25 protein-coding genes and 1 pseudogene are annotated in these 23,766 nt (G+C 41.0%); 5 read left to right on the top strand and 21 right to left on the bottom strand.

Annotated features, from left to right (window positions below):
- Positions 1–61: 61 nt before the first annotated feature.
- Together MURRU_RS09320 and MURRU_RS09315 are read right to left on the bottom strand one after the other, a co-directional pair.
- Positions 62–793, bottom strand: coding sequence for a LytR/AlgR family response regulator transcription factor (locus MURRU_RS09320; protein WP_041801918.1), 732 nt, complete (start codon positions 791–793; stop codon positions 62–64).
- On the bottom strand, positions 793–3,009 hold the full coding sequence (locus MURRU_RS09315) for a tetratricopeptide repeat-containing sensor histidine kinase (RefSeq protein ID WP_014033213.1): 2,217 nt from the start codon (positions 3,007–3,009) through the stop codon (positions 793–795). Before MURRU_RS09315 ends, MURRU_RS09320 begins: the two co-directional genes overlap by 1 nt.
- Before the next feature lie 198 nt (positions 3,010–3,207).
- On the opposite strand from MURRU_RS09315, the gene MURRU_RS09310 reads away from it, so the two are divergent.
- Complete coding sequence (locus tag MURRU_RS09310; RefSeq protein WP_014033212.1) at positions 3,208–4,383, top strand: vWA domain-containing protein; 1,176 nt, start codon at positions 3,208–3,210, stop codon at positions 4,381–4,383.
- Between the two features lie 315 nt (positions 4,384–4,698).
- Here MURRU_RS09310 and MURRU_RS09305 read toward each other — a convergent pair whose 3' ends face one another.
- Entirely contained in the window at positions 4,699–5,694 is a 996-nt protein-coding gene (locus MURRU_RS09305) for a PorP/SprF family type IX secretion system membrane protein (protein ID WP_014033211.1), read from the bottom strand.
- Between the two features lie 125 nt (positions 5,695–5,819).
- Between MURRU_RS09305 and MURRU_RS09300 the strand changes: the two genes are divergently transcribed.
- The 4 genes from MURRU_RS09300 to MURRU_RS09285 all read left to right on the top strand — a co-directional run bounded on the left by MURRU_RS09300 (position 5,820) and on the right by MURRU_RS09285 (position 10,067).
- A complete protein-coding gene (locus tag MURRU_RS09300; RefSeq protein ID WP_041801434.1) occupies positions 5,820–6,716 on the top strand; it encodes a NifU family protein in 897 nt (298 codons plus the stop codon).
- 72 nt (positions 6,717–6,788) lie between these two features.
- Positions 6,789–6,989: a dodecin family protein gene (locus MURRU_RS09295; RefSeq protein WP_014033209.1), complete on the top strand. Its 201-nt coding sequence runs from the start codon at positions 6,789–6,791 to the stop codon at positions 6,987–6,989.
- A gap of 67 nt (positions 6,990–7,056) precedes the next feature.
- Positions 7,057–9,156, top strand: a complete 2,100-nt coding sequence (locus tag MURRU_RS09290; protein ID WP_014033208.1) for a thioredoxin domain-containing protein — start codon at positions 7,057–7,059, stop codon at positions 9,154–9,156.
- Positions 9,157–9,239: 83 nt separating this feature from the next.
- Positions 9,240–10,067 carry a mechanosensitive ion channel family protein gene (locus MURRU_RS09285; protein WP_014033207.1) on the top strand — a complete coding sequence of 276 codons (828 nt, stop codon included), beginning with the start codon at positions 9,240–9,242 and terminating at the stop codon, positions 10,065–10,067.
- Here MURRU_RS09285 and tsaB read toward each other — a convergent pair.
- The 18 genes and pseudogenes from tsaB to gcvH form a co-directional block, all read right to left on the bottom strand.
- Positions 10,064–10,744: a tRNA (adenosine(37)-N6)-threonylcarbamoyltransferase complex dimerization subunit type 1 TsaB gene (gene tsaB, locus MURRU_RS09280; RefSeq protein ID WP_041801432.1), complete on the bottom strand. Its 681-nt coding sequence runs from the start codon at positions 10,742–10,744 to the stop codon at positions 10,064–10,066. The two genes, MURRU_RS09285 and tsaB, sit on opposite strands and share 4 nt — an antisense overlap.
- Positions 10,745–10,760: 16 nt before the next feature.
- Entirely contained in the window at positions 10,761–12,110 is a 1,350-nt protein-coding gene (locus MURRU_RS09275; RefSeq protein ID WP_014033205.1) for a TolC family protein, read from the bottom strand.
- Between the two features lie 42 nt (positions 12,111–12,152).
- Positions 12,153–13,271 carry an efflux RND transporter periplasmic adaptor subunit gene (locus MURRU_RS09270; protein WP_014033204.1) on the bottom strand — a complete coding sequence of 373 codons (1,119 nt, stop codon included), beginning with the start codon at positions 13,269–13,271 and terminating at the stop codon, positions 12,153–12,155.
- 38 nt (positions 13,272–13,309) lie between these two features.
- Complete coding sequence (locus MURRU_RS09265) at positions 13,310–14,566, bottom strand: ABC transporter permease (protein ID WP_014033203.1); 1,257 nt, start codon at positions 14,564–14,566, stop codon at positions 13,310–13,312.
- 2 nt (positions 14,567–14,568) lie between these two features.
- Positions 14,569–15,798 (bottom strand): ABC transporter permease, encoded by a 1,230-nt coding sequence (locus tag MURRU_RS09260; RefSeq protein WP_014033202.1) that lies wholly within the window; start codon positions 15,796–15,798, stop codon positions 14,569–14,571.
- Positions 15,791–16,492 carry an ABC transporter ATP-binding protein gene (locus MURRU_RS09255; RefSeq protein WP_014033201.1) on the bottom strand — a complete coding sequence of 234 codons (702 nt, stop codon included), beginning with the start codon at positions 16,490–16,492 and terminating at the stop codon, positions 15,791–15,793. The genes MURRU_RS09260 and MURRU_RS09255 overlap by 8 nt, the downstream gene beginning before the upstream one ends.
- A gap of 91 nt (positions 16,493–16,583) precedes the next feature.
- Positions 16,584–16,727: pseudogene (locus tag MURRU_RS18080) on the bottom strand (ABC transporter permease); the annotation flags it as partial.
- Positions 16,728–16,840: 113 nt separating this feature from the next.
- The gene (locus MURRU_RS09250) at positions 16,841–17,053 is read right to left on the bottom strand and encodes a hypothetical protein (protein WP_014033200.1); all 213 of its coding nucleotides are present in this window, start codon (positions 17,051–17,053) and stop codon (positions 16,841–16,843) included.
- A 7-nt stretch (positions 17,054–17,060) separates the two neighbouring features.
- Positions 17,061–17,597: a DUF420 domain-containing protein gene (locus tag MURRU_RS09245; protein ID WP_014033199.1), complete on the bottom strand. Its 537-nt coding sequence runs from the start codon at positions 17,595–17,597 to the stop codon at positions 17,061–17,063.
- The gene (locus MURRU_RS09240; protein WP_014033198.1) at positions 17,594–18,337 is read right to left on the bottom strand and encodes an SCO family protein; all 744 of its coding nucleotides are present in this window, start codon (positions 18,335–18,337) and stop codon (positions 17,594–17,596) included. Before MURRU_RS09240 ends, MURRU_RS09245 begins: the two co-directional genes overlap by 4 nt.
- The gene (locus MURRU_RS09235; protein ID WP_014033197.1) at positions 18,318–18,950 is read right to left on the bottom strand and encodes a hypothetical protein; all 633 of its coding nucleotides are present in this window, start codon (positions 18,948–18,950) and stop codon (positions 18,318–18,320) included. The genes MURRU_RS09240 and MURRU_RS09235 overlap by 20 nt, the downstream gene beginning before the upstream one ends.
- Before the next feature lie 70 nt (positions 18,951–19,020).
- The gene (locus MURRU_RS09230) at positions 19,021–19,404 is read right to left on the bottom strand and encodes a cytochrome C oxidase subunit IV family protein (protein ID WP_014033196.1); all 384 of its coding nucleotides are present in this window, start codon (positions 19,402–19,404) and stop codon (positions 19,021–19,023) included.
- A gap of 15 nt (positions 19,405–19,419) precedes the next feature.
- Complete coding sequence (locus MURRU_RS09225) at positions 19,420–20,394, bottom strand: cytochrome c oxidase subunit 3 (RefSeq protein WP_014033195.1); 975 nt, start codon at positions 20,392–20,394, stop codon at positions 19,420–19,422.
- Between the two features lie 92 nt (positions 20,395–20,486).
- Complete coding sequence (locus MURRU_RS09220) at positions 20,487–21,068, bottom strand: cytochrome c oxidase subunit 3 (protein WP_014033194.1); 582 nt, start codon at positions 21,066–21,068, stop codon at positions 20,487–20,489.
- 1 nt (position 21,069) lies between these two features.
- Positions 21,070–21,972, bottom strand: a complete 903-nt coding sequence (gene cyoE, locus MURRU_RS09215) for a heme o synthase (RefSeq protein ID WP_014033193.1) — start codon at positions 21,970–21,972, stop codon at positions 21,070–21,072.
- A 157-nt stretch (positions 21,973–22,129) separates the two neighbouring features.
- A complete protein-coding gene (locus MURRU_RS09210; RefSeq protein ID WP_014033192.1) occupies positions 22,130–22,834 on the bottom strand; it encodes an energy transducer TonB in 705 nt (234 codons plus the stop codon).
- A 63-nt stretch (positions 22,835–22,897) separates the two neighbouring features.
- The gene (locus tag MURRU_RS09205) at positions 22,898–23,248 is read right to left on the bottom strand and encodes a VanZ family protein (protein WP_014033191.1); all 351 of its coding nucleotides are present in this window, start codon (positions 23,246–23,248) and stop codon (positions 22,898–22,900) included.
- A gap of 49 nt (positions 23,249–23,297) precedes the next feature.
- Entirely contained in the window at positions 23,298–23,678 is a 381-nt protein-coding gene (gene gcvH / locus MURRU_RS09200; RefSeq protein WP_014033190.1) for a glycine cleavage system protein GcvH, read from the bottom strand.
- Positions 23,679–23,766: the final 88 nt, after the last annotated feature.

Genomic DNA, 23,766 nt, shown 5'->3' with positions numbered 1-23,766 from the left:
TGTCTGTGTATGCTCGACTACCCCTTCGACTCCACTCAGGGTAACAGCTCGATGTGATACTTTATTGAAAATACGACAATAGATCGGCTTTTTTGGAAGCGGAAACGGAAAGTTCCTTGCCATTGGAAAGCACAACGCTTCCTCCTTTTCCTTTCTTGTACTTGACCACCTCCACAACATTTACCAAATAGGATTTATGTATGCGGGCAAAGGAATAGGGTTTTAGTGCTTCTTCAAAATATTTTAGTGTTTTGCTCACCACTATTCTTTTCTTTTCCAGATAGATTTCGGTGTAGTTATCATCTGCTTTACAAAAATAGATGTCCGATACGTCCAACACTTGAAAACCATCTTGTTGGGGCAGGGTTATTTTTCCTTCTGCACGAACGGGCCTTGCTTGGAGCACTTGTCCCTCCAAGGCATTTTCTTTCTCCTTGATGGCCCTAACGTAGTCCACTGCCTTGATCAATTCATCAATATTGATGGGTTTCATTAAATAATAGGCCGCATGATGGTTCAGTGCATCCATGGCATATTGATTGTAGGCCGTAACGAAAATGGTCTCGAATGCACGGTCGGGAATTTTGTCCAATAGATCAAAAGCGTTGCCAAAGGGCATTTCCACATCCAAAAATACCAAATCTGGGTCATGCTTTTTAATCTGGGCCAACCCCTCTTCAATGGTTGCTCCCTCTCCCATCAAATGGATGTTTTTGCAGTATTTGGCCAAATAGTTCCGAAGTATTTCCCGGCTATTGGTTTCATCTTCCACAATGACCGCTTTGAGTTCCATCATTGTTTTTTAAGTTTTAAGGATACCATTGTACCCGTTCGGTCGTTATTTAAATCAGAAATGGATACATCTACCCGATTTTTGTACATATCGTTCAAAATTTGGATTCGCTTTTGGATATTTCCCATCCCTTTTGATTTCTGTTTCTTTTGATTGGTGGTCTTCAGGGCCGCCGATTTTTTCCTTCCAATACCGTTGTCCTCGATACAGATTTCGAGCAGATCATTGGTGACCTGTCTCACTTTTATTTTTAAAAATCCTTTTTCTTCTTTGTAGCGCAAACCATGCCATATAGCATTTTCAATATAAGGTTGAAGTAGCATGGGCGGAATTTGAAAGGCAGCTATGTCGATTTTGTCGTCTACCTCAATTTCATAATCAAACTTATCCGAAAATCGCGAATGTTCCAGTTTTACATAAAGTTCCAACAACTCCAATTCTTTGGCAAGTGGAATAAAATCTTCCTCCGAATTCTCGAGTACGCTACGCATCAATACGGAGAACTCGCTCAAAAAGCGGTTGGCACTTCGCTCGTCGCTCTTGGCAATATAATTGTTCACAGAATTGAGCGCATTAAAAATAAAATGGGGATTCATTTGGGTTCGAAGCGATTTCAACGCCAAAAGGTTGTTGGCCAGTTTTTGCTGTTTGTTGCTCCGGTAATACAAAAATGCGGTGAGTGCCATAAGGGCTATCCCGAATATTAATGAATAAATGATCCATTTTTGGCGCTTGCTGGTCTCTTCGTACAACTGCTGCTCCGTAACGGCCAAGCTGTACTTGCTTTGACTGAGTTCCCGCTCCTGTTCCAAACTGGAAATGCGGTTCTGCGTGTTCGCTATTTCCCGATTAAAGCGGGCGGCCCGTGATATTTCCTGCTCTTTTCGCACATACAAACTGTCCACCACGGCCACATAATCTTGGTAAGATTCCAATGCCTTGGTATAATCGCCCTTGTAGCGATACACTTCGGACAATTTCCGCGTAGCGTCCTTTTGTACGATCAAATCATCGTCCCTATCGGCTTCGACAATACTTTTTTCCAAGTAAGGTATGGCCTCATCCAATTTATCCTGGGCAATATATGCATTGGCAATTTTATAATTGATGCGCTGCGAGGTAATGGTATCCCTTGCTGAGACTCCTTTCTCGTTTGAAGAAACATTGGATTTGGGCAGCTGTTCCAGTTCGTCCAAGTTTTTTTTGCGCAACTGGATCTCGTCATCATATCGGTTTTTTTGATTGTAAAAATCCGCTACTTTTTCACTTTCTTGAATCAACCGTTCGGGTGCCACTTGTTTGGATAGGTTCAAGGAATTTTGATAAAAGCCCTCGGCCTCAATCACCCTGTTTTCACTGGCAAAGGCATCGGCAATTTTGGAACTTAAGTCTATCTCCTTCGGAGAGATTTGGTTTTTTTTCGCAATGAGCAATCCTTGTTGGTAATAGTCTTGGGCTTGCTTTAAGTTCGACAGTTCCTTATTGGCATCTCCCAAAGTTTCAAAAAGTTCCACCCGCTGGTACGGTACCATATTTTTCTCTACTACCAATGGTTCCAAAATGGAAATTGCACTTTCATGGTCACCGTTCAGCACATAGACCTTACCCAACAACAATTTGGTTTTATTGGATGTTAGGGCGGTCAAAGCATCCTTAAAATTTGTAATGGCCAAATCGTACTGCTTGTGGTACATGTAAATTTCTCCAAGTGTTCGAAGGGATGATGAAAACTCTCGCTTGTTTCCTATGCTCCCCAATGGCTCCATGGAACGGGCAATAAAGTCGATACTTTTCTCAAGGTCCTTCTTTTTGTAGAAATTGGCCGAATCCAAAAAGCGCTGATGGTCCATCAGATTATTTCTTGAACTGGATACTTCGCGCTTTTGCTTTCGTGAGGACGTTGAACCGCCATAGCCCTCCACCAGTACATCCACGTCTTCATCTGATTTAATGCGGTAACGAACCGTTTCCAATTCCGGTCCTTCAATAATCAACATATCCCCAATGGATGCCTTAATGGTAAACTCGCCCAAGGCATTGGTTCTGGTGTAAGCTCCCTTATCGATGGAAACCTGAACTCCAGAAATGGGCACATAGTTCTCCTTGCCCTTTACGGAACCTTTGATTTCCATTTGCCCTTGCACATTTCCAACTTGCGCCAAACTGCTCAGGGAGGCCATCAACACCAATAACACTATGTATGCCTTATGAATCATAACTTAGGTAAACATACTGCTTCCCAGGCATTTTAAAAAATGGGTTCCCGCTGAATTAGGCTAAAAAACACCATGATTATCCTTGGTCACGAAGTAATCCGGTTCGGTCACTCATTTTAAGTGCCGTGTTACTCATTCTGGTTTTTTATTCATGAAAGATGCAGATACATTTACCTCAACTTTAAAAATTATTGCATCATGAAACATATAAATTATTTATTGGGTACGGCATTTTTGCTATTTATGACAGGTACAAGCTACGGTTGTAACCTTAAAGCCCAGAACAACGACAAAACTACATTGGTCACTCAATATGCTGAGACAAAACCAAAGGAACAATACGTTAAAATTGCCTTATTATTGGACACCAGCAATAGCATGGATGGGCTCATCAACCAAGCCAAGGCACAATTATGGGACATTGTAAACGAATTTACCCATGCCAAATGCGGTACCAATGCTCGGCCTTCCCTTCAAATTGCGCTTTATGAGTATGGGAATGACAACCTTTCGTCCCGTGAAGGATACATTAGACAGGTTTTGGGATTTAGCAATGACCTGGATGAGATTTCGGAGAAACTATTTTCTCTGACCACGAACGGAGGTGAGGAATATTGCGGACAAGTCATCCATACTTCTTTAAAGCAATTGGACTGGGGCAAAAACGCCGACGACCTTAAAATGATCTTTATTGCTGGCAACGAACCTTTTACGCAAGGGAAGTTGGATTATAGGGATGCAGCAACCAATGCCAAGGAAAAAGACATTATTGTGAATACCATTTTTTGCGGCAACTACGACCAAGGCATTTCTACCATGTGGAAAAAAGGAGCTACGCTTACCGGTGGTGAGTATATGGCAATCGACCACAACAGACAAGTGGTTCATATAAACACTCCTTACGATGACATCATCATTCAGCTGAATTCCAAATTGAACAACACTTACATCTCCTATGGTTCCAGCGGAAGACAAAAAAAGGAACTCCAATCCATGCAGGATGCCAATGCCGCCGAATTGGAAGAGGCCGTTGTCGTAAAGCGTGCCGTGAGCAAAAGTTCCAGATTGTACAAAAACGCTACTTGGGACCTGGTGGATGCCGCAGATGAGGATGAAGCGGTCATATCCGAATTGAAAGACCGAGATTTGCCAAAAGAACTTCAAGGAAAATCCGAAAATGAGATCAAGGCTTATGTAAAGCAAAAGAAAACGGAACGGGAAGAAATCCAAAAGCGGATACAGGAACTCAATGCCAAACGTGAGGCCTACATTGCCGAGCATCAAAAAGAAGAAGCGGGAGAGCTAGAGAATGCTATGCTTTCGGCCATAAAGGCCCAGGCTTCAAAGAAAAATTATACTTGGGATAAAAAATAGAATTGCCAATCAAAGGCACGTTGTCACATGGAGCGTAGTCGTGAACTTTTAACGACATCTCGACTGCGCTCGATGTGACATAATATCAATTCTGAATGGTGTCAAAAAAAATATCGCATAGGAAAAAAGATTAAAAACGGAGGGGTTGACACAAATTCCACAAATTATCGCGAAGGTTTTCTAAAATCAGAAGTCATAGAACAGAACTTGGATGTCTGAAGTCTGAACTACCTAAAAGTACTTATTCTTGACTCTTTACTCCTAAAAAAGTTCTCGACTACGCTCGAACTGACATAATTTCAATTGTTATGCGAATTAATTGTTAGCAGCCGGGCAGTAACAATCGTAACGATTGCCTTGGTCGCTTTGTCCAAAATCGTAACCCAAAGTGATTTGATGGAAACCACCATTATCAAAACGGATATCCCCGGATTGATAGGAATAATTGTACGAGAACATGAATCTATTCACATTAACCCCGATAATTGGCGTAAACAATTGCAAACGTTGTTCCCCGAAATTTCCGTTGGATTGAAATTGTGCCCCATCAAAACTACGTCGGTATGACAAACCGGCCCACACTGTACCAAAACTCACATCTCGGTACACTTTAGCATTCAAATCTACCGTCTTCTCTTTGGTAAAATCCGTCATCTGGAACAAAATGGATGGTTCAATCCGTGTATTTCTTCCAAAAACATATCCTACGGAGAACAAGTAGCGCCTCAAGTTGTCAAATTCGGCTGCTGAGTATAGGTCACGTCCACTCCCCAAAACATTTAAAATAGCAGCATGTGCATAAAACTCGAACAAATTATAGGAAACACCCAAATCCACATTAAAATAGCTCGCTGTGTTCTTTACCCCAGTAACAACAGGGTCTGGATTCACGGACCTAAATTCCGTTTCGTCCAAACTACTAAGAATAATGCCTGCACTCAAACCTAAAGATAGTTGGTTGAGCGTTCTAAAATCGCCGCCTAACTGCAAATGGTGCGCGTAAGTAGCTTTGAAGCCCGTTTGTGAATGGTATCCATTGGAATCGTTAAAAAGTATGCCCCCTATCCCACTGCGCTCACCAACCCTGGAATTTATGTTCAATGTTTGTAAGCTTGGTGCTTCATCCACATTAAACCACTGTTTCCTAGCGGTAAGACGAACCTTGGTCCCCTCGGCAATACCTGCCATGGATGGGTAGACTAAGTAATAATTGTCCGCCAAGTAATCAAAATACACGGGAATTCCTTCCTGTGCTTTGGCCACGGACCCAAAAAACATGGTTAGGATAATTGAGGTTAAAATACGTCTCATGTGACGGTTGGGGCTAGATGGTTGTTCAATACAATAAAACACTAAGATAACGGTAAGTGGTGCACATTATTATAATATTTTGCTGCGCATCCTAACTATTGGTATTTTTGTACAAAAGATTCAAGATGAAAGAATATAACATTACCGTTGTTCCAACCAACAACCCCAAGATAATCAAGTTGGAAGCCAATCATTTTTTGGCTAAGGGCAACTATGAATATAAAAACATAGACGAGGCCAAAAATTCTCCTTTGGCCCAACAACTTTTCTACTTGCCTTTTATCAAAACCGTTTACATTGCCAGTAATTTTGTGGCTTTGGAAAAGTTTGACATTGTGGAGTGGGACGATGTAAAGGACGAAGTGGCCCAGCAATTGGTGGAATACCTTAACGCTGGAGAACCCGTGGTCAATGAAGAAGATATTAAAAAGAAGCAACCCATTACCGTTTATGCGGAGGTGACCCCCAATCCTGCGGTGATGAAGTTTGTTTCCAACAAGCGCATTGTTCCCAGCACCTACGAATTCAAGAATATTGATGAAGCGAAAGATTCGCCTTTAGCCATAGAATTGTTCCATCTTCCCTTTGTAAAAGAGGTCTTTATGGACGAAAACTATGTTTCCGTTACTAAATATGAGGTTGCGGATTGGGAGGAAATCAACATGCAATTGCGTGAGTTCATCAGGGATTATTTGGCTGATGGCAAGGACGTGGTAACAGCAGAGGCCATTCAAAAAAGTAAGGAAACGGTAGAGCAAAAAACGGTGCAGACCGATTATGATGATACTTCCCTGCAAATCATAGACATTTTGGAAGAATATGTAAAACCTGCCGTTGCCAGCGATGGCGGAAACATTCTTTTCCAATCTTATGAAGAGCAAAGTGGTACGGTTAGCGTAATCCTTCAAGGTGCTTGTAGTGGTTGTCCATCTTCTACATTTACCCTAAAAAATGGCATCGAGACCATGCTCAAGAACATGATGGGTGAAAAAATCAAGGAAGTAGTGGCTTTAAACGGGTAATTTTTACCTTTTAACTGCCATATTTCGGTCAAAATTTGTTAAATTCAAGGGAATCAAAAAAATACATTGACCATGGCAGTTTTAAAAGTTATTGAAGTATTGGCGAATTCCAGCAAAAGTTGGGAAGATGCAACCAACAAAGCATTGGAGCAAGCCTCAAGATCAGTTAAGAATATTCGTTCCATCTACATCAACGAGCAAAGTGCTACGGTAAAAGATGGAAAGATTGACGGCTACAGGGTAAACGTAAAGATTACCTTTGAAGTTCAGTAGAAAATTTGAAGAAAAGAAAATGCGTCCCTAAACGGACGCATTTTTTTATGCTTAAAATATTCAGTTAATGAAAAAAGTGCTTTTCTTCATAATAATTACAATCGCAACCCTAAGTTGCAAACAAAAACCTAAGGAAGTGACCCACGAACATACCAATGCACTCATCCATGAGACTAGCCCCTATCTCCTGCAACATGCCCACAATCCCGTAAATTGGGAAGCATGGCACCCCGATGTGTTGGAACGGGCAAAAAAAGAGGATAAGCTATTGCTCATCAGTATTGGTTATGCTGCTTGCCATTGGTGCCATGTGATGGAAAAAGAGTGTTTTGAAGACGCAGAAGTGGCCGAGGTGATGAACAAGAACTTCGTCAACATTAAAATTGACCGCGAGGAACGCCCCGATGTGGACCAAATTTACATGGATGCCATTCAAATGATATCAGGGCAAGGTGGGTGGCCCCTTAACATTGTGGCACTGCCAGACGGGAGACCTTTTTGGGGTGCTACATACGTGCCCAAGGACAATTGGATAAAATCGTTGGAGCAGCTCGCAGAACTTTATAAAAAAGATAAACCACGGGTAACCCAATATGCTGCGGATCTGGCCAATGGACTGCATGCCATAAATCTAGTGGAAAACGATAAGGACAGTGACCTGTATTCTTTGGATCAACTGGATGTGGCAATCCAAAATTGGACCCAATACTTCGACACCTTTTTGGGAGGCCACAAACGCGCCCCTAAATTTATGATGCCCAACAATTGGGACTTTTTATTGCACTATGCCACCGCTGTCGACAAACCTGAAATTATGGAGTTTGTGGACACGACCCTCACTCGAATGGCCTACGGTGGTGTATACGATCACGTGGGAGGTGGGTTTTCCAGATACGCCGTGGACACTAAATGGCATGTGCCCCATTTTGAAAAAATGCTGTACGATAATGGTCAGTTGACAAGCCTTTATGCCAAGGCCTATGCCGCAACCAAAAACGAATTGTACAAAAATGTAGTGGAAGAAACCATCAATTTTGTTCAAGAAGAATTTTTGGATCGCAGTGGCGGTTTTTATTCCTCTTTGGATGCCGACAGTCTTGATGAAAACGCCGAATTGGTAGAAGGCGCTTATTACGTTTGGACCAAAAAAGAGCTTTCCGGTTTATTGGGGGATGACTTCGAGTTATTTCAAGAGTATTTCAATATTAATTCCTACGGATATTGGGAAGAGGAAAACTATGTGCTGATCAGGGACAAATCGGATGAAGAAGTTGCGGATAAATTCAACATCACCATCCCAGAGTTGAAGACCACAATTACAGAGAGCCTTGCCAAACTTAAGGGAGAAAGGGAAAAACGCCCCAAACCACGGTTAGATGATAAAATTTTGACCTCTTGGAATGGATTAATGCTTAAAGGACTTGTGGATGCCTACCGCTATTTGGGTGAAGAAGATTACCTGAATCTCGCTTTAAAAAATGCTGAGTTCATTGAGCGTGAAATGATTAAAAGTGATGGCTCGCTTTACCGAAACCACAAGGAGGGCAAAAGTACCATCAATGGTTTTTTAGAGGATTATGCCACCGTAATCGATGCCTATTTCTCGCTCTACGAAGCCACCTTTGATGAAAAATGGCTGGACTTGGCCAAAAATCTGCTCGAGTATTCCAAAAAGCACTTTTGGGATGAAACTTCGGGCATGTTCTTTTATACTTCGGATGAAGACCAATCCTTGATCAGAAGAACCATAGAGGTGGACGATAATGTGATTTCTTCCTCCAACTCCATCATGGCCATCAATCTGTATAAATTTCATAAACTCTACCCTGAGGAAAGCTATGGTAATATGTCCGAGCAGATGTTGAAAAACGTTCAAAAGGATTTTGACCGTAGGGCCCAAGGTTTTGCCAACTGGTTGCATTTGGTGCTGTTCCAGAATCAAGATTTTTATGAAATCGCTATACTTGGCGAGGACTACAAAAATTTGGGGCAACAGATCAGTAAGGAATATGTACCCAACAGTATTTTGGTAGGCTCCCAAAAAGAGGGAAATTTGGAACTATTGAAAAACAGGGGAAACCCTAACAAAACCTTAGTTTATGTTTGTATAGAGGGGGCTTGCAAACTCCCTGTAACAAAAGTGGAAGAGGCTTTAAAACAGCTGTAGGCAACATTAACATTTGTTTAAAAACCTTTTCTTTTATTTCAGTTTAATATTAACTACGTTGCCATTTAAACTAAAAAACCATTATGGAAGAACTAGAAAATTATCAAACATACATTGATCAAACCATCGAATGGGCCGTAGGCATTTTACCAAGTCTTATAACGGCCATCATCACATTTTTTATAGGTCTTTGGGTCATCAAATTTTTTAATCGAATGGTCCGTCGCTTTTTTGCAAAAAAGGATTATGATGAAACTTTGGAATCCTTCTTACAGAGTTTTATCAGTATTACCCTAAAAGCATTACTGTTTGTTTTGGTGATTACCCAATTGGGGGTCAAAACATCCTCTTTGGTAGCCATAGTTGGTGCCGCAGGCCTTGCTGTTGGCTTGGCTTTACAGGGATCTTTGGCCAATTTTGCCGGTGGGGTGCTTATCCTCATTTTTAAGCCTTTTAAGGTAGGGGATTGGATTTCTGCACAAGGTGTGGATGGTACTGTCAAGGAAATTTCCATTTTCAACACTAAGTTGAGCACTTTTGGCAACCAAATTGCCATTATCCCGAACGGGCAACTATCCAACGGCAACATTGTCAACTATAATATGGAAAATACCCGAAGGGATAAATTTGATGTAGGTATCGGATATGGATCAAACATTAAGGAGGCCAAAGAGATATTATTACAAATTTGTGCCGACAACCCAAGTATTAATACTGAACCTGCCCCAGAGGTATATGTAGGTGCCTTGGGCGATAGTTCCGTAAACCTAACGCTACGTTTTTGGGCCAGCACCGATGTATTTTGGCCCGCACACTTTTACGTAATAGAACAGACAAAATTGCGCTTTGATGCTGCTGGAATCGAAATTCCCTTTCCACAACGCGTCATGCACCAAGCTGAAGTAGATTAATTTTTTTTCTTTTTCTGTTGAAGGACAAAATCCTTGAGATAATAGGGCTCAAAATAAGCCACATTCTCAAATTGACCGGCTTCGTATTTCTTAAATGCAATTGAAGCCATTTCCTTAGCAGAAGGAACTACGGATTCATTAAAAACAAAATTGGGGTGTTGCAAGACACCCCTACATTTTTCTGCTCCACTACCCACCACATATACTTTTTTATCGGAAACATAATCAGAAAAAGATTCCTCATTGACAATCTCTGCACGGGTCTCCCGTACTTCTTTATAATCCGAACCATAGATACAGGAATAGACTTCCATGCGTCTGGCATCCAGCACAGGGATCACCAATTCCCCAGGATTCAAATCCACCTGATGGGCCATACTCTGCAAGGTTGGTATGGCAATCAAAGGTAAATCCAACGAAAAGCAGAGCCCTTTGGCAGCGGACACCCCAATACGAAGCCCAGTGTACGAACCGGGACCCTTGCTGATGGCAACGGCATCAAGGTCCGAAAATGACAAAGAAGCCTCTTTCAAGGCTTCTTTTATAAATACATGCAATTGTTCCGAATGCGAATAGCTCGCTGCATTGTTTTCTTTTAGGACAATGATATCTTTGTCCTTTGAAATGCTTACGGAGCAATTGGTGGTCGCAGTTTCTATATTTAGTATTATGGCCATAGCGGCCACAAAGATACTAGTTTAATGAAATGGGCAACCCAAAGTAGAACTCCAATATTTTCAATCTGAAGATATAATCGTACTTGGTACGGATCACATCGGCTTGGGCATTCTCCACTCTGGACTGTGCCTGACTAAAGTCAAAGGCGTTCATTAATCCAACATCGAAACGTTCCTTGGCATATTCGTAGGCCAAACGTCTGGCTTCCAAAGTTTTTTCTGCTGCGATATAAGCCTTTTCAAACGTACTTACATCCACATAAGCTTGTTGAATGGTGTACTCCAAGTCCAGTTTATCCTGCTTAAATTGCAATTTTGCTTTTTCCAGACTGATCTTAGATCGCATAACATTATTGCGCGTGCTCCATCCATTAAATATGGGAATGCTCAATTGTGCACCATAACTGATACCATCAAAAATCCATAACTGGTCCGTTAGGTTTGGCGTGTAGGGAATTCCGTCACCGTCAGGTATTTGGGTCACATCGGAATATCTAGTACCGTATTGGAAAAAAGCAGACAAGGTCGGCAAATAAGCACCTTTGGCAATCTTAAGGTCCTGTTCGGCCAAATCCACATTGGATTCAGAGAATTTAATGTCGTTTCTAAAACCCAAAGCCTTATCAAAAATTACCTTTGGAGAATTTTTAAGGATATCCGAAGGTGGAATATCGAACTCCTCTTCTGCAATATCAAAGTTTTCGTAATCGGTAATCTGTAGCAATTGTGCCAAATTAACACGAGCGATCAAAACATTGCTTTCACCGTTCACGATTTGCTGTTCTTGATTGGCAGCGGTTGCCTCAATCTCCAAAAGATCTCCCCTTGGCACAACTCCAGATTCCACCAACTCCTTGGTTCTTTTTAGATCTTGTTCCGTAACGGCATATTGTGCTTTAAAGGTTTTTAATTGCTCTTTGTTGGAAAGTACCTGCAAATAGGCATTGGCCACATTTAAACGAATATCGTCCTTTAAATTATCCAAACGATATTGGTTGGCAATGGCATTCATTTTTGCCCTGTTCAATTGATGCATGTTTCTCAAGCCATCAAAAAGGGTTACATTGGAGCTAACACCAATGTTCATGTTATTTGCCGTGCTGTTTGTAGGCAGGTTGTTTGTTGGGTTAATGGAGAAACCTGTATTACTCGATACCGATGTTGATCCATTTAAGCTAGGAAGCATATTTCCTATGGCATCGGACTTATCTATTTTAGCGTTTTCCAGATCTAGTTCAAATTGTTCTACGGTCAAATTGTTCTCCACCGCGTATTCCACACACTCCTGAAGCGTCCATTGACGTACTTGGGCACTGGTCAAGGTAACGGCGAACAACAATAGTAGTATTGTTATGCTATTTTTCATTCGTTTTTTGATTTTGGTTTATATAATGATGGTCAGCATGGATTAATCCTCTTCAGTCTTCTTCTCGAGCTTGTTCCAAACTTTGATCTTATCATCTTCACCAATGCCTGAAACAATTTCTACATCTATACCATCACTCACTCCCAACTCAAGATCTTTGCGTTCGAATTCGTTTTCGCCTGTTTGTACTTCCACGTATGGTTTTTCGGTCTCTTTATCAAACTGAAGCAAAGCTTCTTTTATCGCCAATACATCCTTTTTTTCTTCCAAAACAATGGAAGCGTTTGCACTGTACCCGGCCCGCACATACGAAGTACTATCGCTTTCCTTTACATCCAGATCACCTTCAATCTTAAACTGGACGGCACCTTCTTCTTCCACACCTTTAGGTGCGATAAATTTTAATTTGGCATCGAATTTTTGCTCTTCCAAGGCACCTAGGCTTATTTCCAATGGCATTCCCACGCTTAACTTTCCAACCTCGGCCTCATCCACTTCACCTTCAAAAATCATTTTGGACATATCGGCGATCGTGGCGATGGTGGTCCCCTCGTTAAAGTTGTTACTCTGGATTACCTGATCTCCTTCCTTCACAGGAATTTCGAGGATGGTCCCAGATACAGTGGCCCTAATGTTAGTGTTGGCACTAGCTGAACCTCCGGCCGAACCTTTTCTAATGATCTGGTAATCCGCTTGTGCATTTTTTAGTTCTTGCAAAGCCTGATCATAGGTCAACTTTAAGTTGTTAAAGTCCTGACTGGAAATCACACCTTTATCGAACAGGGTTTTGTTCCTGTCGTACTCAATTTTGGCATTGTTAAGGGCCAATTCCGCATTGCGTACCCTTCCTGCCGCTTGGTTCATGGATTGCTCGTTGGGAACAACTTTGATTATCGCAATAAGGTCGCCTGATTTTACCCTTACCCCTTCTTCCAAAAGAATTTTATCAATGATCCCGGAAATTTGGGGTTTGATGTTGATTTCGTCCTCGGGTATCACTTTCCCAGTAACGATTACTTTATTTACGATGTCCTTTCGTTCTGCTGTTTCGGTTTTATACAGCTCTACAGGAGTACTGTTCTGCTTTAAAAAGTAGACAACGGCGGCCAAAATACCAATGACCACTACCCCTATCAATCCGTATTTTACATACTTGTTCATTCTTGCTTATTTGATTCGTTATTTAATTGTATTGATGATTATTCTTCTCTTAGTGCGTCTATGGGCTTAATTTTTACGGCCCGGTTGGCTGGCAATAGGCCTATGAGTACACTCAGCCCTACCATTAAAATAAATGATATGATAAACTGTGGGATGCTGATCATGGGCTGTACAAAAGGGAAATTGTCCCCGCTGCCAAACATGGCATCCAAAATGGATAATATTCCTACTGCAACCGCAAATCCTACCAAACCTGCAAACGCTGTTAAAACAATGGCTTCCACAACAATTTGACGTTTTACAATGACCGGGGTTGCTCCCAAGGCCCTTCTTACTCCTATCTCCTGTGTACGTTCCTTTACCGTGATCAACAGAATATTACTAATGGCAATCACGCCCGCCAGCAAGGTGAAGATTCCCACAAAAAAGGAAAACCCTTTTAGAACCGTTGTAAATGCTGAGATGTTATTGAATATCTCCGACATATCGAAGCTTCCTATGGCACGCTCGTCATCTGGGTGGATATCGTACTTGGCCTTTAAAATGCTCTTTATCTGTCTTTCAACAAAGGGGACAGGTGTATTCTCCTCGACCGCAATGGCCATCCATCCCATCCTATCACCAGAATTAAAGGCTTTTTGAAAAGTGGTAAAGGGTATAAATACTGCATTTTCCCCATCAATATTAATATTGTTGTTGGGCTTATAAATTCCCACCACACTAAAATATACGCCATTGATACGGATATCCTTGCCTATAGCCTTATCTCCTTTATCAAAAAGGAGTTTATAGGTCTCTTCGCCAATAACACATACTTTTTTGGAATGTTCAATATCGGTCTGGTTCAAGAACCTGCCTTCGACCAGTTTCTTTTTGGTGATATTGTCTATTTCCGGAAAGTCTCCGTACACTGCAGAACCACTTGTCTGTCCATTTCTGTAAACGGTAACAGTTCCTCTGTGACTGGCCAACTCAATTCGTGGTGCCAGCACCTCAATCTCCGGAATCTGTCTTTTTAAGATGTCCGCGTCTTCGAGCTTGTAGCGGATTCTTCGTCCACGTTCAAAACCTTTGTAGGGTTCGGAGGTTGATTGCCCCCAAACAAACAAGCTGTTCGAGGCAGTTCCCGCAAAAAGTTTGTTGAACCCGTTGCTCATCCCATTGGCCGACCCCAATAACAACACCAAGATGATCATGGCGAAAATTACGCCCAACATAGTTAGGAAGGTCCTGAACATATTCTTGCCCAGGGTATGAAAAATTTCTATCCACAAATCCTTATCAAATAACCACATAACTATATATCACTTAGTGCAACAATGGGTTTAACATTTGCAGCTTTCATGGCTGGCAACAGCCCTGCCAATACTCCCGCAATTATCAAAATAATAGTGGCCGTAACCACGGTGGAAAGATTTACCGAGGGGTTGCTAAAGGCAGGTGTTTCTATCATGGGGCCTACCGAGGCCAAAATCATCCAAGCAAACAACAATCCCACAAAACCAGAGATGGCGGTAATAAAAACGGATTCCAACAATACCAAGTTTATAATTTGACGTGGTCTTGCCCCAAGTGCTTTCCGCACTCCAATTTCTTTGGTCCTTTCCTTAATTGTGAACACCATAATATTTCCGATACCTACAATCCCTGCTATGAGTATTAAGAACCCAACACCTATACCGATTCCTTTCAACACCGCCGTAAAACTGCTGATATTATCAAAGGCTTCAGCATAGTTCCACACATAAAGACCGGCTTGGTCCTCTGGATCAATTTTGTGTCTACGTTTCATCAGTATTTCCAACCTTTCCGAAAACTCCAATGCTTCCGTCAAATCGTAATTGGGGTTGTAGGTCAATGCAATACTTGCAATATCATTGGTATTGCCATAAATACGCTGGTAGGTACTTACGGGTGCATATATTCTTCTTTCTGCATTGTCATCACCTTCATCGGTAAAGATTCCAATTACTCTAAAAGGCAATCCATTGAACTCGACAAATTTTCCTAATGGCTCTTCGTTTTTAAAAAGATCTTCGGCCACTTTTCTACCGATTACGGCAACTTTGGCCTTATTGACAATATCTGCCTCGTTAATATACCTACCGGCAACCACCAAAGTTTTTTCTATGGCCTGGTGGTCTGGATGGGTAGCTTGAACCGAGTAAGACCCGGTTTCACTTTTGTACCTTGCTGTAGTATTTGTATAATATCTGGCGCTTATATATTCGATATCTCCTGGAAAGCTCTGCTTGATATACTCTAAATCATTATTCTTCAATTGGATGCGTCTACCTGCTTCAAAACCACTATACGCTTTGGAAGTAGTTCCTGGACGGACAAAGATAGAGTTGGTGGCATCATCATTGAACTGACCAACAAAACCGTTTTGCATACCGTTTACCGAAGCGAGCAACATTACCAAAATAAAGATGGCCCACCCTACAGAGAAGCCTGTCAAAAAGGTTCTCAGTTTGTTGGTTTTGAGCGTATTGAATATTTCCTGCCAAACGTCTCGATCAAACATACTGTTCTGCTCTTACTTGTTCAATTTTCTTGTCCTCCACAATAATACCATCCTTAAGGTGTACTATACGTTTGCACATGTGGGCTATATCTTCCTCGTGGGTAACCACCAAAATGGTATTTCCATCATCGTTGATTTTTTGGATAAGGTCCATGACCTCGTAAGAAGTTGTACTGTCCAAGGCTCCTGTTGGCTCGTCTGCCAAGAGCACTTTGGGTTCTGCCGCCATGGCACGCGCGATGGCCACCCTTTGTTTTTGACCTCCGGAAAGCTCACTGGGCAAGTGGTCCGCCCATGGTTTTAAGCCAACCCTCTCCAAATACTTCATGGCCTTTTCTTGGCGCTCCTTTCTGGGCACTTTTTGATAATAGAGCGGAAGGGCCACATTCTCCAAGGCACTTTTATAATTGATCAAGTTGAAGGATTGAAAGATGAATCCCAAGAATTTGTTCCTATATTGGGCGGCCTTGGTTTCGCTCAGGTTTTTGATCGGTACACCATCCAAGGTATACTCACCGGAATCCGCTCCGTCCAACATTCCCAAAATGTTCAACAATGTGGATTTTCCAGATCCTGAAGACCCCATAATGGCCACAAGCTCCCCTTCTTCTACTTTAAAATTTATCCCCTTTAAAACATGAAGGGAGTTGCTCCCCATTTTATAGGATTTATGAAGATCTTTGATTTCTATCATGATTGATGATGTTAGCTATCTTACGTTTACCTCTGCAAGTAAGACAGTAAAGTTGTTAAATTGTTACAAGATTTTTTACTTTTTTTTCCGAACGATGGATTTCATCATCTATTCCTTGGCCAAACCCAAGTAGAATCACCAAAATAAAGATACTCGAGGCAACAGAAAGTCCGGTTAAAAAAGTATGGAGTTTGTTCTTTCTTATGGTGTCAAATATTTCTTGCCACCGTTCCAGGTCGAACTTAGGTCAGCGATTATGATTGATGAGTTACGCAAGCGTCTATCAATAAGACAATCAAACTCACTAAATATTACAGTCTAAGGTAAAACTTGAGCTGAAAAGCTATTTTAGCTTCTCATTTTTCTATAGATAAAGTAGAAAAGGCCAGCCACCAGAACATAGGGCACGGCCATTAGGTAAACAATTCCGTTATTGATCGCTTCCGCAGTTTTTCCATCAGATTCACTTTCCACAACTGCGCGGCACATGGCGCATTGGGCTTCAGACACAGTTGGAAAAACCAATATAACAAGTAGAATGAACAGCAATTTTGTTTTCATGGAAAAATCAATATTGATAATAGGGTGAAATCATCACATAGACCAAAACTCCGGTAACCGCAACATATAGCCATATCGGGAAGGTATATTTTGCCCATTGTCTATGACTTTCAAAATCGTCCAAATACACTTTTGAATATGTGATCAACACCAAAGGAATTACCGATATGGACAACACAATGTGCGTCATCAAAATAAAGTAATAAACAAATTTAATGGGACCTTCTCCACCAAAAACAGTCGTTTCAGAGGTCATATGATAGGCTACATACATAATCAGAAACAATGCTGAAAGCACAATATTGGTCGTCATCAACCTACGGTGTATCAATTGCCTGCCATTTTTAATGGCTATAAATGCAAGAATAAGCAAGATTGAGGTTAAACCATTAATTCCCGCATAAATCGGCGGCAAAAAAGATAATGGTTTTGCATTTGGAATCTTATACCTAAATAATACGGCAACCACTAAAGGTATTGCAATGGAAATTACGGTTATCAATCTATTATACCGTTTTTCCTTCAAAGAAATTTCATCGGTCATTCTGCCAATAGTTTTTTAATGTCCTCTTTTAATATCGTAATCTGTTGGGTTTCCCCGTCTGAATTTACTCCTTGCTCTTCTGTAATGGTTCCGCGATAATAGATCAGCGGGTTGCCAAACTCATCTTTACGCGAACGAATATATCCTTTTTTATCAACCAATGCGAACATACCGGAATGCTCAAACCCGCCCGGGGCATCTTGGTCTTCGTTGGCAAAGATGTAGAATCCTTCTTGTGCCAATTGATAGATCTTATCCTGATTACCTGTCATCAGATGCCAATCCTCATCCGTTATCCCATATTTTTTGGCATACTTGGTCAATACGGATGGTGTATCATACCGTGGGTTGATGGTAAAGGAAGCCACACCGAAATCTTCATCCCCTTTAAAGGTTTCCTGTAGTTCCACCAAGTTCTTGGTCATTACAGGGCAAATTGTCGGACAGGTGGTGAAGAAAAATTCCACCACATAAACCTTCCCCAAATAATCCTCGTTGGTAATTAATACGCTATCCTGATTGTAAAAAGAAAAGTCGGGAACTCTACGTTTTTCTCCCTGGTTTACCACAAAACCCACTTTGGTATTTTTGAGTGGAACACTCATACGGTCGTTTTCCACGACTGTTCCTCCTTTTACGCGTTTTGTGATCTCGTACACGGCAAAAATGCCGAAAATCAAAATGATTGCGGATACCCAAATGTACGTGTACTTCTTTTTGTTATTTGCTCCTGTCGGCATTATTCTTTTTTAGGGCCAGACGGTATTCTGCCAAAATAATCTTGACATCGTCCACCATTTTATTGTTCAGTTCTGCAACGGAAGAAGTATCAAAACCATATTTAACACCTTCATCCTCGTCATCATCCCTTCCCCTGAGGCTCAAATCCTTATCTATTATAAAAACATTCGGGGTCGCTAAATTGGCATCCAAATCCACATTGGACTTTAAGGATGCGAACAAAGTTTCGATTTCGTCTTCGGTACCAAAGGCAAAGTGCCATTTATCCACGTTGGACAATTTCCCCAATTCATCCTTCAACTCCCCCACTTGCTCTTCATTACCTTGGGGAACGACCATGATCATTTGGAAGTCGCTGAACTCCCCAAATCTTTTGTAAATCTTTTGATTTAGATTAAAGGCATTTCCTTGCATGGCCCCCACATTGTTTCCCAAAAAACCGAGAATGGTAATCTTGCCTTTAAACTGTACGTTGGGATCCATTTGAGAAACATCGGATACTTTTTCGGTAAGGATTGGCAAACGTCCAAAATTGTTTACCCCCGATGCAAAAAACAAGTAGACTACGACAGGGAGTACAAAAAGGGCTGCTAATACGATTTTCTTTTTCATAGTGTTTCAACCGTACAAAAATAAAAAAAGACGGTTGGAAAACCGTCTTTTAATTTTGTTAAATACTTTCTTAAAAGTCCCAGGTTATGAATCCCTCAGTGTATACATTATAAATGTAATCTGCTTCGAACAGCAAGATGAATATCAAATAACATATTAGGAATACGGGGGTCCATACAATTACCCTTCTTAATGGTGTTTTTTCGTCCCTAAGGTGCATAAAGTCCCATGCAATGTAATAGGCCTTTACCAGGGTCAGGATAATGAAGATCCAGTTAAGCAATTTCATGCCCAAAAAGTAGTTGTGGGTCAAAAACCTTGGCTTAACGATACCCAATGCAACTTCAACAGTGGTTACTATTGTGAGGAAGATAAGTACTCCCCAAATTTTTTGGGTGTTCGATTTAAATTTTAATAATCCTCTAAAAATCTCAAGTTTATGCTCGTGTGCCATCTATAATCAATGTTTTTATACCAAATAAAAGAATGTAAATACGAATACCCATACCAAATCCACAAAGTGCCAGTACAGTCCAACTTTCTCTACCATTTCGTAATGACCTCTACGCTCGTAGGTGCCCAAAATCACATTAAAGAATATGATAATGTTGATCATTACACCCGAAAATACGTGGAATCCGTGGAACCCTGTAATAAAGAAAAAGAAGTCAGCAAACAGTCTATGGCCGTATTCGTTGTGGACAAGGTTGGCCCCTTCCACCACTTGATTGGCTTCCAATATTTTGGCCAAAGATTCTTTTCTATCCAAAAGGGTCTTTTCGCCTTCTTCATTCAATTGTTCGGTACGGATCAAGATATTTGGTGTTGCCTTGAAGCCTTCCACGACTTCATTTAAAGAATAGGATGTTTTGTAGCCTTCGCTTTCAAACCAAATTCCTTCACTTGCTTGGTGTTTCACCCTTTCCTCTGGAAGTGTTTTGGAAAAATCGGCCAAAGCAGCTCTTTCGCCTGTTTCGGCATTTACAAACTGAAGGATTCTTCCTGAGTTTGTTTCTACCGCTCCGTAATCACCCTTTATAAAAGTTGCCCATTCCCAAGCCTGTGAACCAACGAAGATGGCACCACCGATAATGGTAAGGAACATATAAAAGATAACACTTTTCTGTTTCATTTTATGACCAGCATCCACAGCCAATACCATGGTCACGGAAGACATAATCAAAATAAAGGTCATAAAAGCCACATAGTACATGGGATAATTTCCATGAAAAAAGGGCACGTGGGTAAATACCTCATCGGCAATTGGCCATAACTCTATAAACTTAAATCTTGAGAAACCGTATGCCACCAAAAAACCAGAAAAGGTCAAGGCATCCGACATGATAAAAAACCACATCATCATTTTTCCATAGCTAGCGCCGAGGGGTTTGTTTCCACCTCCCCAAACGCTGTCTTCTGTACCGGTACTTACCGTTGCATCCATATAAAAGGTCGTTTTATTAAAACTTTCACAAATTTACATTTTTTGATGTATTGTAAAAGACAAACTTGATTGAAAACTGCTCCAATCAAAATTTATTTCACGAAATACATAAATAGAATTAGATATACCCAAATAAAATCCAGAAAATGCCAAAAAGTGGCTCCTAATTCCATCCCCAACATGTTCTCCGGGGTATATTTATTTCTGAGCTGTTGTACCAAAACCACCAAAAGTGATATCAATCCTGCCACCACATGGGCAATGTGCACTGCCGCTATCAAAAACACATAGGACATTTTTATGTTACTGGTGGGGCCAGTAAAATAATAGCCGTTTTCCAACATCTGGGAAAATCCTACAAATTGTAAGGATATAAATGTTATCCCGAGCACCAATGTGATGAGCAAAAATATTGTCCCGTTCTTTTGATTGTTCTTGGCTACGGCTTTTTTGGCCACAAAATAGGTAATACTGCTCAAGATAATCATGATGGTACTGATGAAAAATGCACTTGGCAGCTCCAAATCACTTACCCAATCTTCCCGTTTACTACTTACAATGTAGGCACTGGTCCAACCGGCAAAGCCCATAATCAAACTCACAATACCGAACCAGAGCATCATTTTTTTTGCCCGTCTGTTCTTTTCTTCTGCTGTTCCTTGGGTTAAATCCATTTTAGTTTATAAACTTATCTATTACGTACACTACTTGAATCAATGATATATAGGTGACACTGGCCAACATCAATTTTCTTGCTGATGGATTGTCCCTGTTTTCGTATAATTTGAAGGCAAAAAACAACATGACCAATCCAGACAACAGTACAATTGCGGCTGCTGGAATGGAAAGGTGCAATCTTCCCGTAAACCCGAATACTGGAATTATGGAGATAACAATCATCCAAATGGTGTAAAGAATGATTTGCATTGCAGTACCCTTATCCTTTTTGCCCGTAGGCAACATTTTAAACCCTGCTTGTTTGTAATCTTCATCCAACATCCAACCTAAGGCCCAAAAGTGTGGGAACTGCCAAAAAAACTGAATCATGAACAAAGTCCCTGGTTCAATGCCAAAATCATCGGTTGCTGCTACCCATCCCAACATAAAAGGAATCGCTCCTGGAAATGCTCCCACAAATACCGAAAGTGGCGATTTGGTTTTTAATGGCGTATACACACTTGTGTACAAAAATATGGAGATGGCACCGAACATGGCTGTTTTGGGGCTAAGTGCAAAAAGAGCCAGTACTCCCAATACCGTTAAAACCACAGCAACGGCCAACGCAGTTTTTACGGACATTCTTCCCGAAGGAATCGGTCTGTTCTTGGTACGCTTCATTAAAGCGTCCAAATCTTTTTCTATGATTTGATTGTATGCGTTTGATGCCCCTACCATGCAGTAGCCCCCGAACATCAACAACAACAAAGACACCACATCAATCTGGTAGGCGCCCAAAAAATACCCCGCAATGGAAGAGAAAACCACACTAATGGCCAGTTTGGCCTTGGTAATCTCCTTAAAATCGGAAAATAATAAGGAAAGGGTATTATTTTTTACGGAACCTACGGCAGATTTCATCCACATCTTTATTGGCTGGCAAAGATAACGCCAGTACGTATCTTTTGCAACCAAAGCTAAAGTTTTATGATTCTTGGAGTTAAATCCATAAAAAAAGCCCGAATGAAATTTCATTCGGGCTTTTTCCATTCCTGCCTCGACAGGAATTATATATATTTTACTGTAGCTTAAATGTAATTGGAATACTGAAAGGTACTTTTACTGGTCTACCTCTTTGCTTTCCAGGAGTCATTTTAGGCAGTTTTTGGATAATTCTCATTGCCTCGGCTTCCAAGTTTTTATCAGGTCCGCGCATTCTAATGTTACCGATACTTCCATCTTTCTGGATAACGAAAATTACGCTAACCCTACCTTGAACACCCATTTCTTGGGCTATTTCTGGATAACGGAAGTTTTTACGGATGTGCTTCTGCATCATTTCTTGGAAACATGCTTTTTTATCGCTTGCATTTTCACAGCCTGGGAAAACGGGAACGTCCTCAATTACGGCAAAAGGAACGGAAATATCTTCTTCCACCTCTTCCACTTCAACTTCCTCGATTTCGATTACCTCTTCCTCTTGGCTAGTTTCGGTAGACTCGATAACGGTCTCTTCCACTTCTTCTTCATCTTCTACAACCTCGATTACTTCGGGGGCAGCAGGTGGTGGCGGTGGCGGTGGAGTTTTAATCTGCTCGGTCATTGGTACTTCTTCGTCCAATTGATCCTCAACATTCATCGAAATGTCGTAATCACTGACCTTGTCATATTTTTTCCACTCCATGGCACCGTAGACCAATGCCAAAACAGCAGCCAATCCTATAACAAAATATAGAGCACTGTTTCTTCCTACGTCTGCTTTCGGGTTCTTTTTTGGTTCCATCCTTTTTCTCCTTTTCTAAATTTAGTGTTTGCTAATTTAATTATTAATTGGTTAAATAAACAATTAAAATTTCCATTTTAACGGGTTTTTCTTGGAAAAAACCCACATAATAAGCCCAATTCCTGTAAATGCGCCCAATGTATTGGCCAAAAAATCGCCAATTTCGGCCATTCGATCAGTTGTGACCATATACTGTAATACCTCAATAATTATACCGTATACAATTGCCAAGCCCACAACAATTTTTGTGGTTTTGCTCAATCCAAGACTTCCTTTAGTTCTTTCCCGAAAACTCAAACAACCTACAAAACCAAACACCATATAAAATATGAAGTGGGTGATTTTATCGGCATAGGGAACGTTCAGGTTTCCTGCATCCAAGTTCATGTCCGAAAAAGAAAATAAGCTGAGCATCGTAATAACGATCACCCAGCTTATAAATAATAAGGTATATCTATTTTTTTTAAGCACCTATCAATGCCTTGTAGTCGTCGGCACTCATAAGGTCATCCACCTCGGAGGGCTCGCTTATTTTAATTTTTACCATCCAACCATCGCCATAAGGGTCGGAGTTTACTTTTTCGGGCTCATCTTCCAAAGCTTCATTAAACTCAACAATCTCACCACTTAACGGCAAAAACAGATCGGAAACCGTCTTTACAGCTTCCACGGTTCCGAAAACCTCTTCTTTATCCAATGTTTCGTCCAAAGTCTCCACCTCTACATAAACTATATCCCCTAGTTCACTCTGGGCGAAATCCGTAATTCCTACGGTTGCGATATCTCCATCTATCTTGACCCACTCATGGTCTTTTGTGTACTTTAATTCTGATGGTATGTTCATTACTATATATTTGAATTAGTCGATGGACAAATGTAACAGATTGCGGAAAGCTTTTCAAAGAAACTTTGCGACAAAATGAAAGAAAATC

This window comes from Allomuricauda ruestringensis DSM 13258 (assembly GCF_000224085.1).
GTDB lineage: Bacteria > Bacteroidota > Bacteroidia > Flavobacteriales > Flavobacteriaceae > Flagellimonas > Flagellimonas ruestringensis.
This window is presented reverse-complemented; position numbering and strand designations above follow the sequence as displayed.

Coding starts and splice junctions, on each gene's coding strand:
- MURRU_RS09205 (WP_014033191.1), bottom strand. CDS start 23,248: ATGCTCAGCTTATTTTCTTTTTCGGACATGAACTTGGATGCAGGAAAC.
- MURRU_RS09210 (WP_014033192.1), bottom strand. CDS start 22,834: ATGGAACCAAAAAAGAACCCGAAAGCAGACGTAGGAAGAAACAGTGCT.
- MURRU_RS09290 (WP_014033208.1), top strand. CDS start 7,057: ATGAAAAAAGTGCTTTTCTTCATAATAATTACAATCGCAACCCTAAGT.
- MURRU_RS09230 (WP_014033196.1), bottom strand. CDS start 19,404: ATGGCACACGAGCATAAACTTGAGATTTTTAGAGGATTATTAAAATTT.
- MURRU_RS09310 (WP_014033212.1), top strand. CDS start 3,208: ATGAAACATATAAATTATTTATTGGGTACGGCATTTTTGCTATTTATG.
- MURRU_RS09285 (WP_014033207.1), top strand. CDS start 9,240: ATGGAAGAACTAGAAAATTATCAAACATACATTGATCAAACCATCGAA.
- MURRU_RS09245 (WP_014033199.1), bottom strand. CDS start 17,597: ATGACCGATGAAATTTCTTTGAAGGAAAAACGGTATAATAGATTGATA.
- MURRU_RS09315 (WP_014033213.1), bottom strand. CDS start 3,009: ATGATTCATAAGGCATACATAGTGTTATTGGTGTTGATGGCCTCCCTG.
- MURRU_RS09300 (WP_041801434.1), top strand. CDS start 5,820: ATGAAAGAATATAACATTACCGTTGTTCCAACCAACAACCCCAAGATA.
- MURRU_RS09275 (WP_014033205.1), bottom strand. CDS start 12,110: ATGAAAAATAGCATAACAATACTACTATTGTTGTTCGCCGTTACCTTG.
- MURRU_RS09255 (WP_014033201.1), bottom strand. CDS start 16,492: ATGATAGAAATCAAAGATCTTCATAAATCCTATAAAATGGGGAGCAAC.
- MURRU_RS09265 (WP_014033203.1), bottom strand. CDS start 14,566: ATGTGGTTATTTGATAAGGATTTGTGGATAGAAATTTTTCATACCCTG.
- MURRU_RS09250 (WP_014033200.1), bottom strand. CDS start 17,053: ATGAAAACAAAATTGCTGTTCATTCTACTTGTTATATTGGTTTTTCCA.
- MURRU_RS09220 (WP_014033194.1), bottom strand. CDS start 21,068: ATGGATTTAACCCAAGGAACAGCAGAAGAAAAGAACAGACGGGCAAAA.
- MURRU_RS09305 (WP_014033211.1), bottom strand. CDS start 5,694: ATGAGACGTATTTTAACCTCAATTATCCTAACCATGTTTTTTGGGTCC.
- MURRU_RS09295 (WP_014033209.1), top strand. CDS start 6,789: ATGGCAGTTTTAAAAGTTATTGAAGTATTGGCGAATTCCAGCAAAAGT.
- gcvH (WP_014033190.1), bottom strand. CDS start 23,678: ATGAACATACCATCAGAATTAAAGTACACAAAAGACCATGAGTGGGTC.
- MURRU_RS09235 (WP_014033197.1), bottom strand. CDS start 18,950: ATGAAAAAGAAAATCGTATTAGCAGCCCTTTTTGTACTCCCTGTCGTA.
- MURRU_RS09320 (WP_041801918.1), bottom strand. CDS start 793: ATGGAACTCAAAGCGGTCATTGTGGAAGATGAAACCAATAGCCGGGAA.
- MURRU_RS09240 (WP_014033198.1), bottom strand. CDS start 18,337: ATGCCGACAGGAGCAAATAACAAAAAGAAGTACACGTACATTTGGGTA.
- MURRU_RS09260 (WP_014033202.1), bottom strand. CDS start 15,798: ATGTTTGATCGAGACGTTTGGCAGGAAATATTCAATACGCTCAAAACC.
- MURRU_RS09270 (WP_014033204.1), bottom strand. CDS start 13,271: ATGAACAAGTATGTAAAATACGGATTGATAGGGGTAGTGGTCATTGGT.
- MURRU_RS09225 (WP_014033195.1), bottom strand. CDS start 20,394: ATGGATGCAACGGTAAGTACCGGTACAGAAGACAGCGTTTGGGGAGGT.
- cyoE (WP_014033193.1), bottom strand. CDS start 21,972: ATGAAATCTGCCGTAGGTTCCGTAAAAAATAATACCCTTTCCTTATTA.
- tsaB (WP_041801432.1), bottom strand. CDS start 10,744: ATGGCCATAATACTAAATATAGAAACTGCGACCACCAATTGCTCCGTA.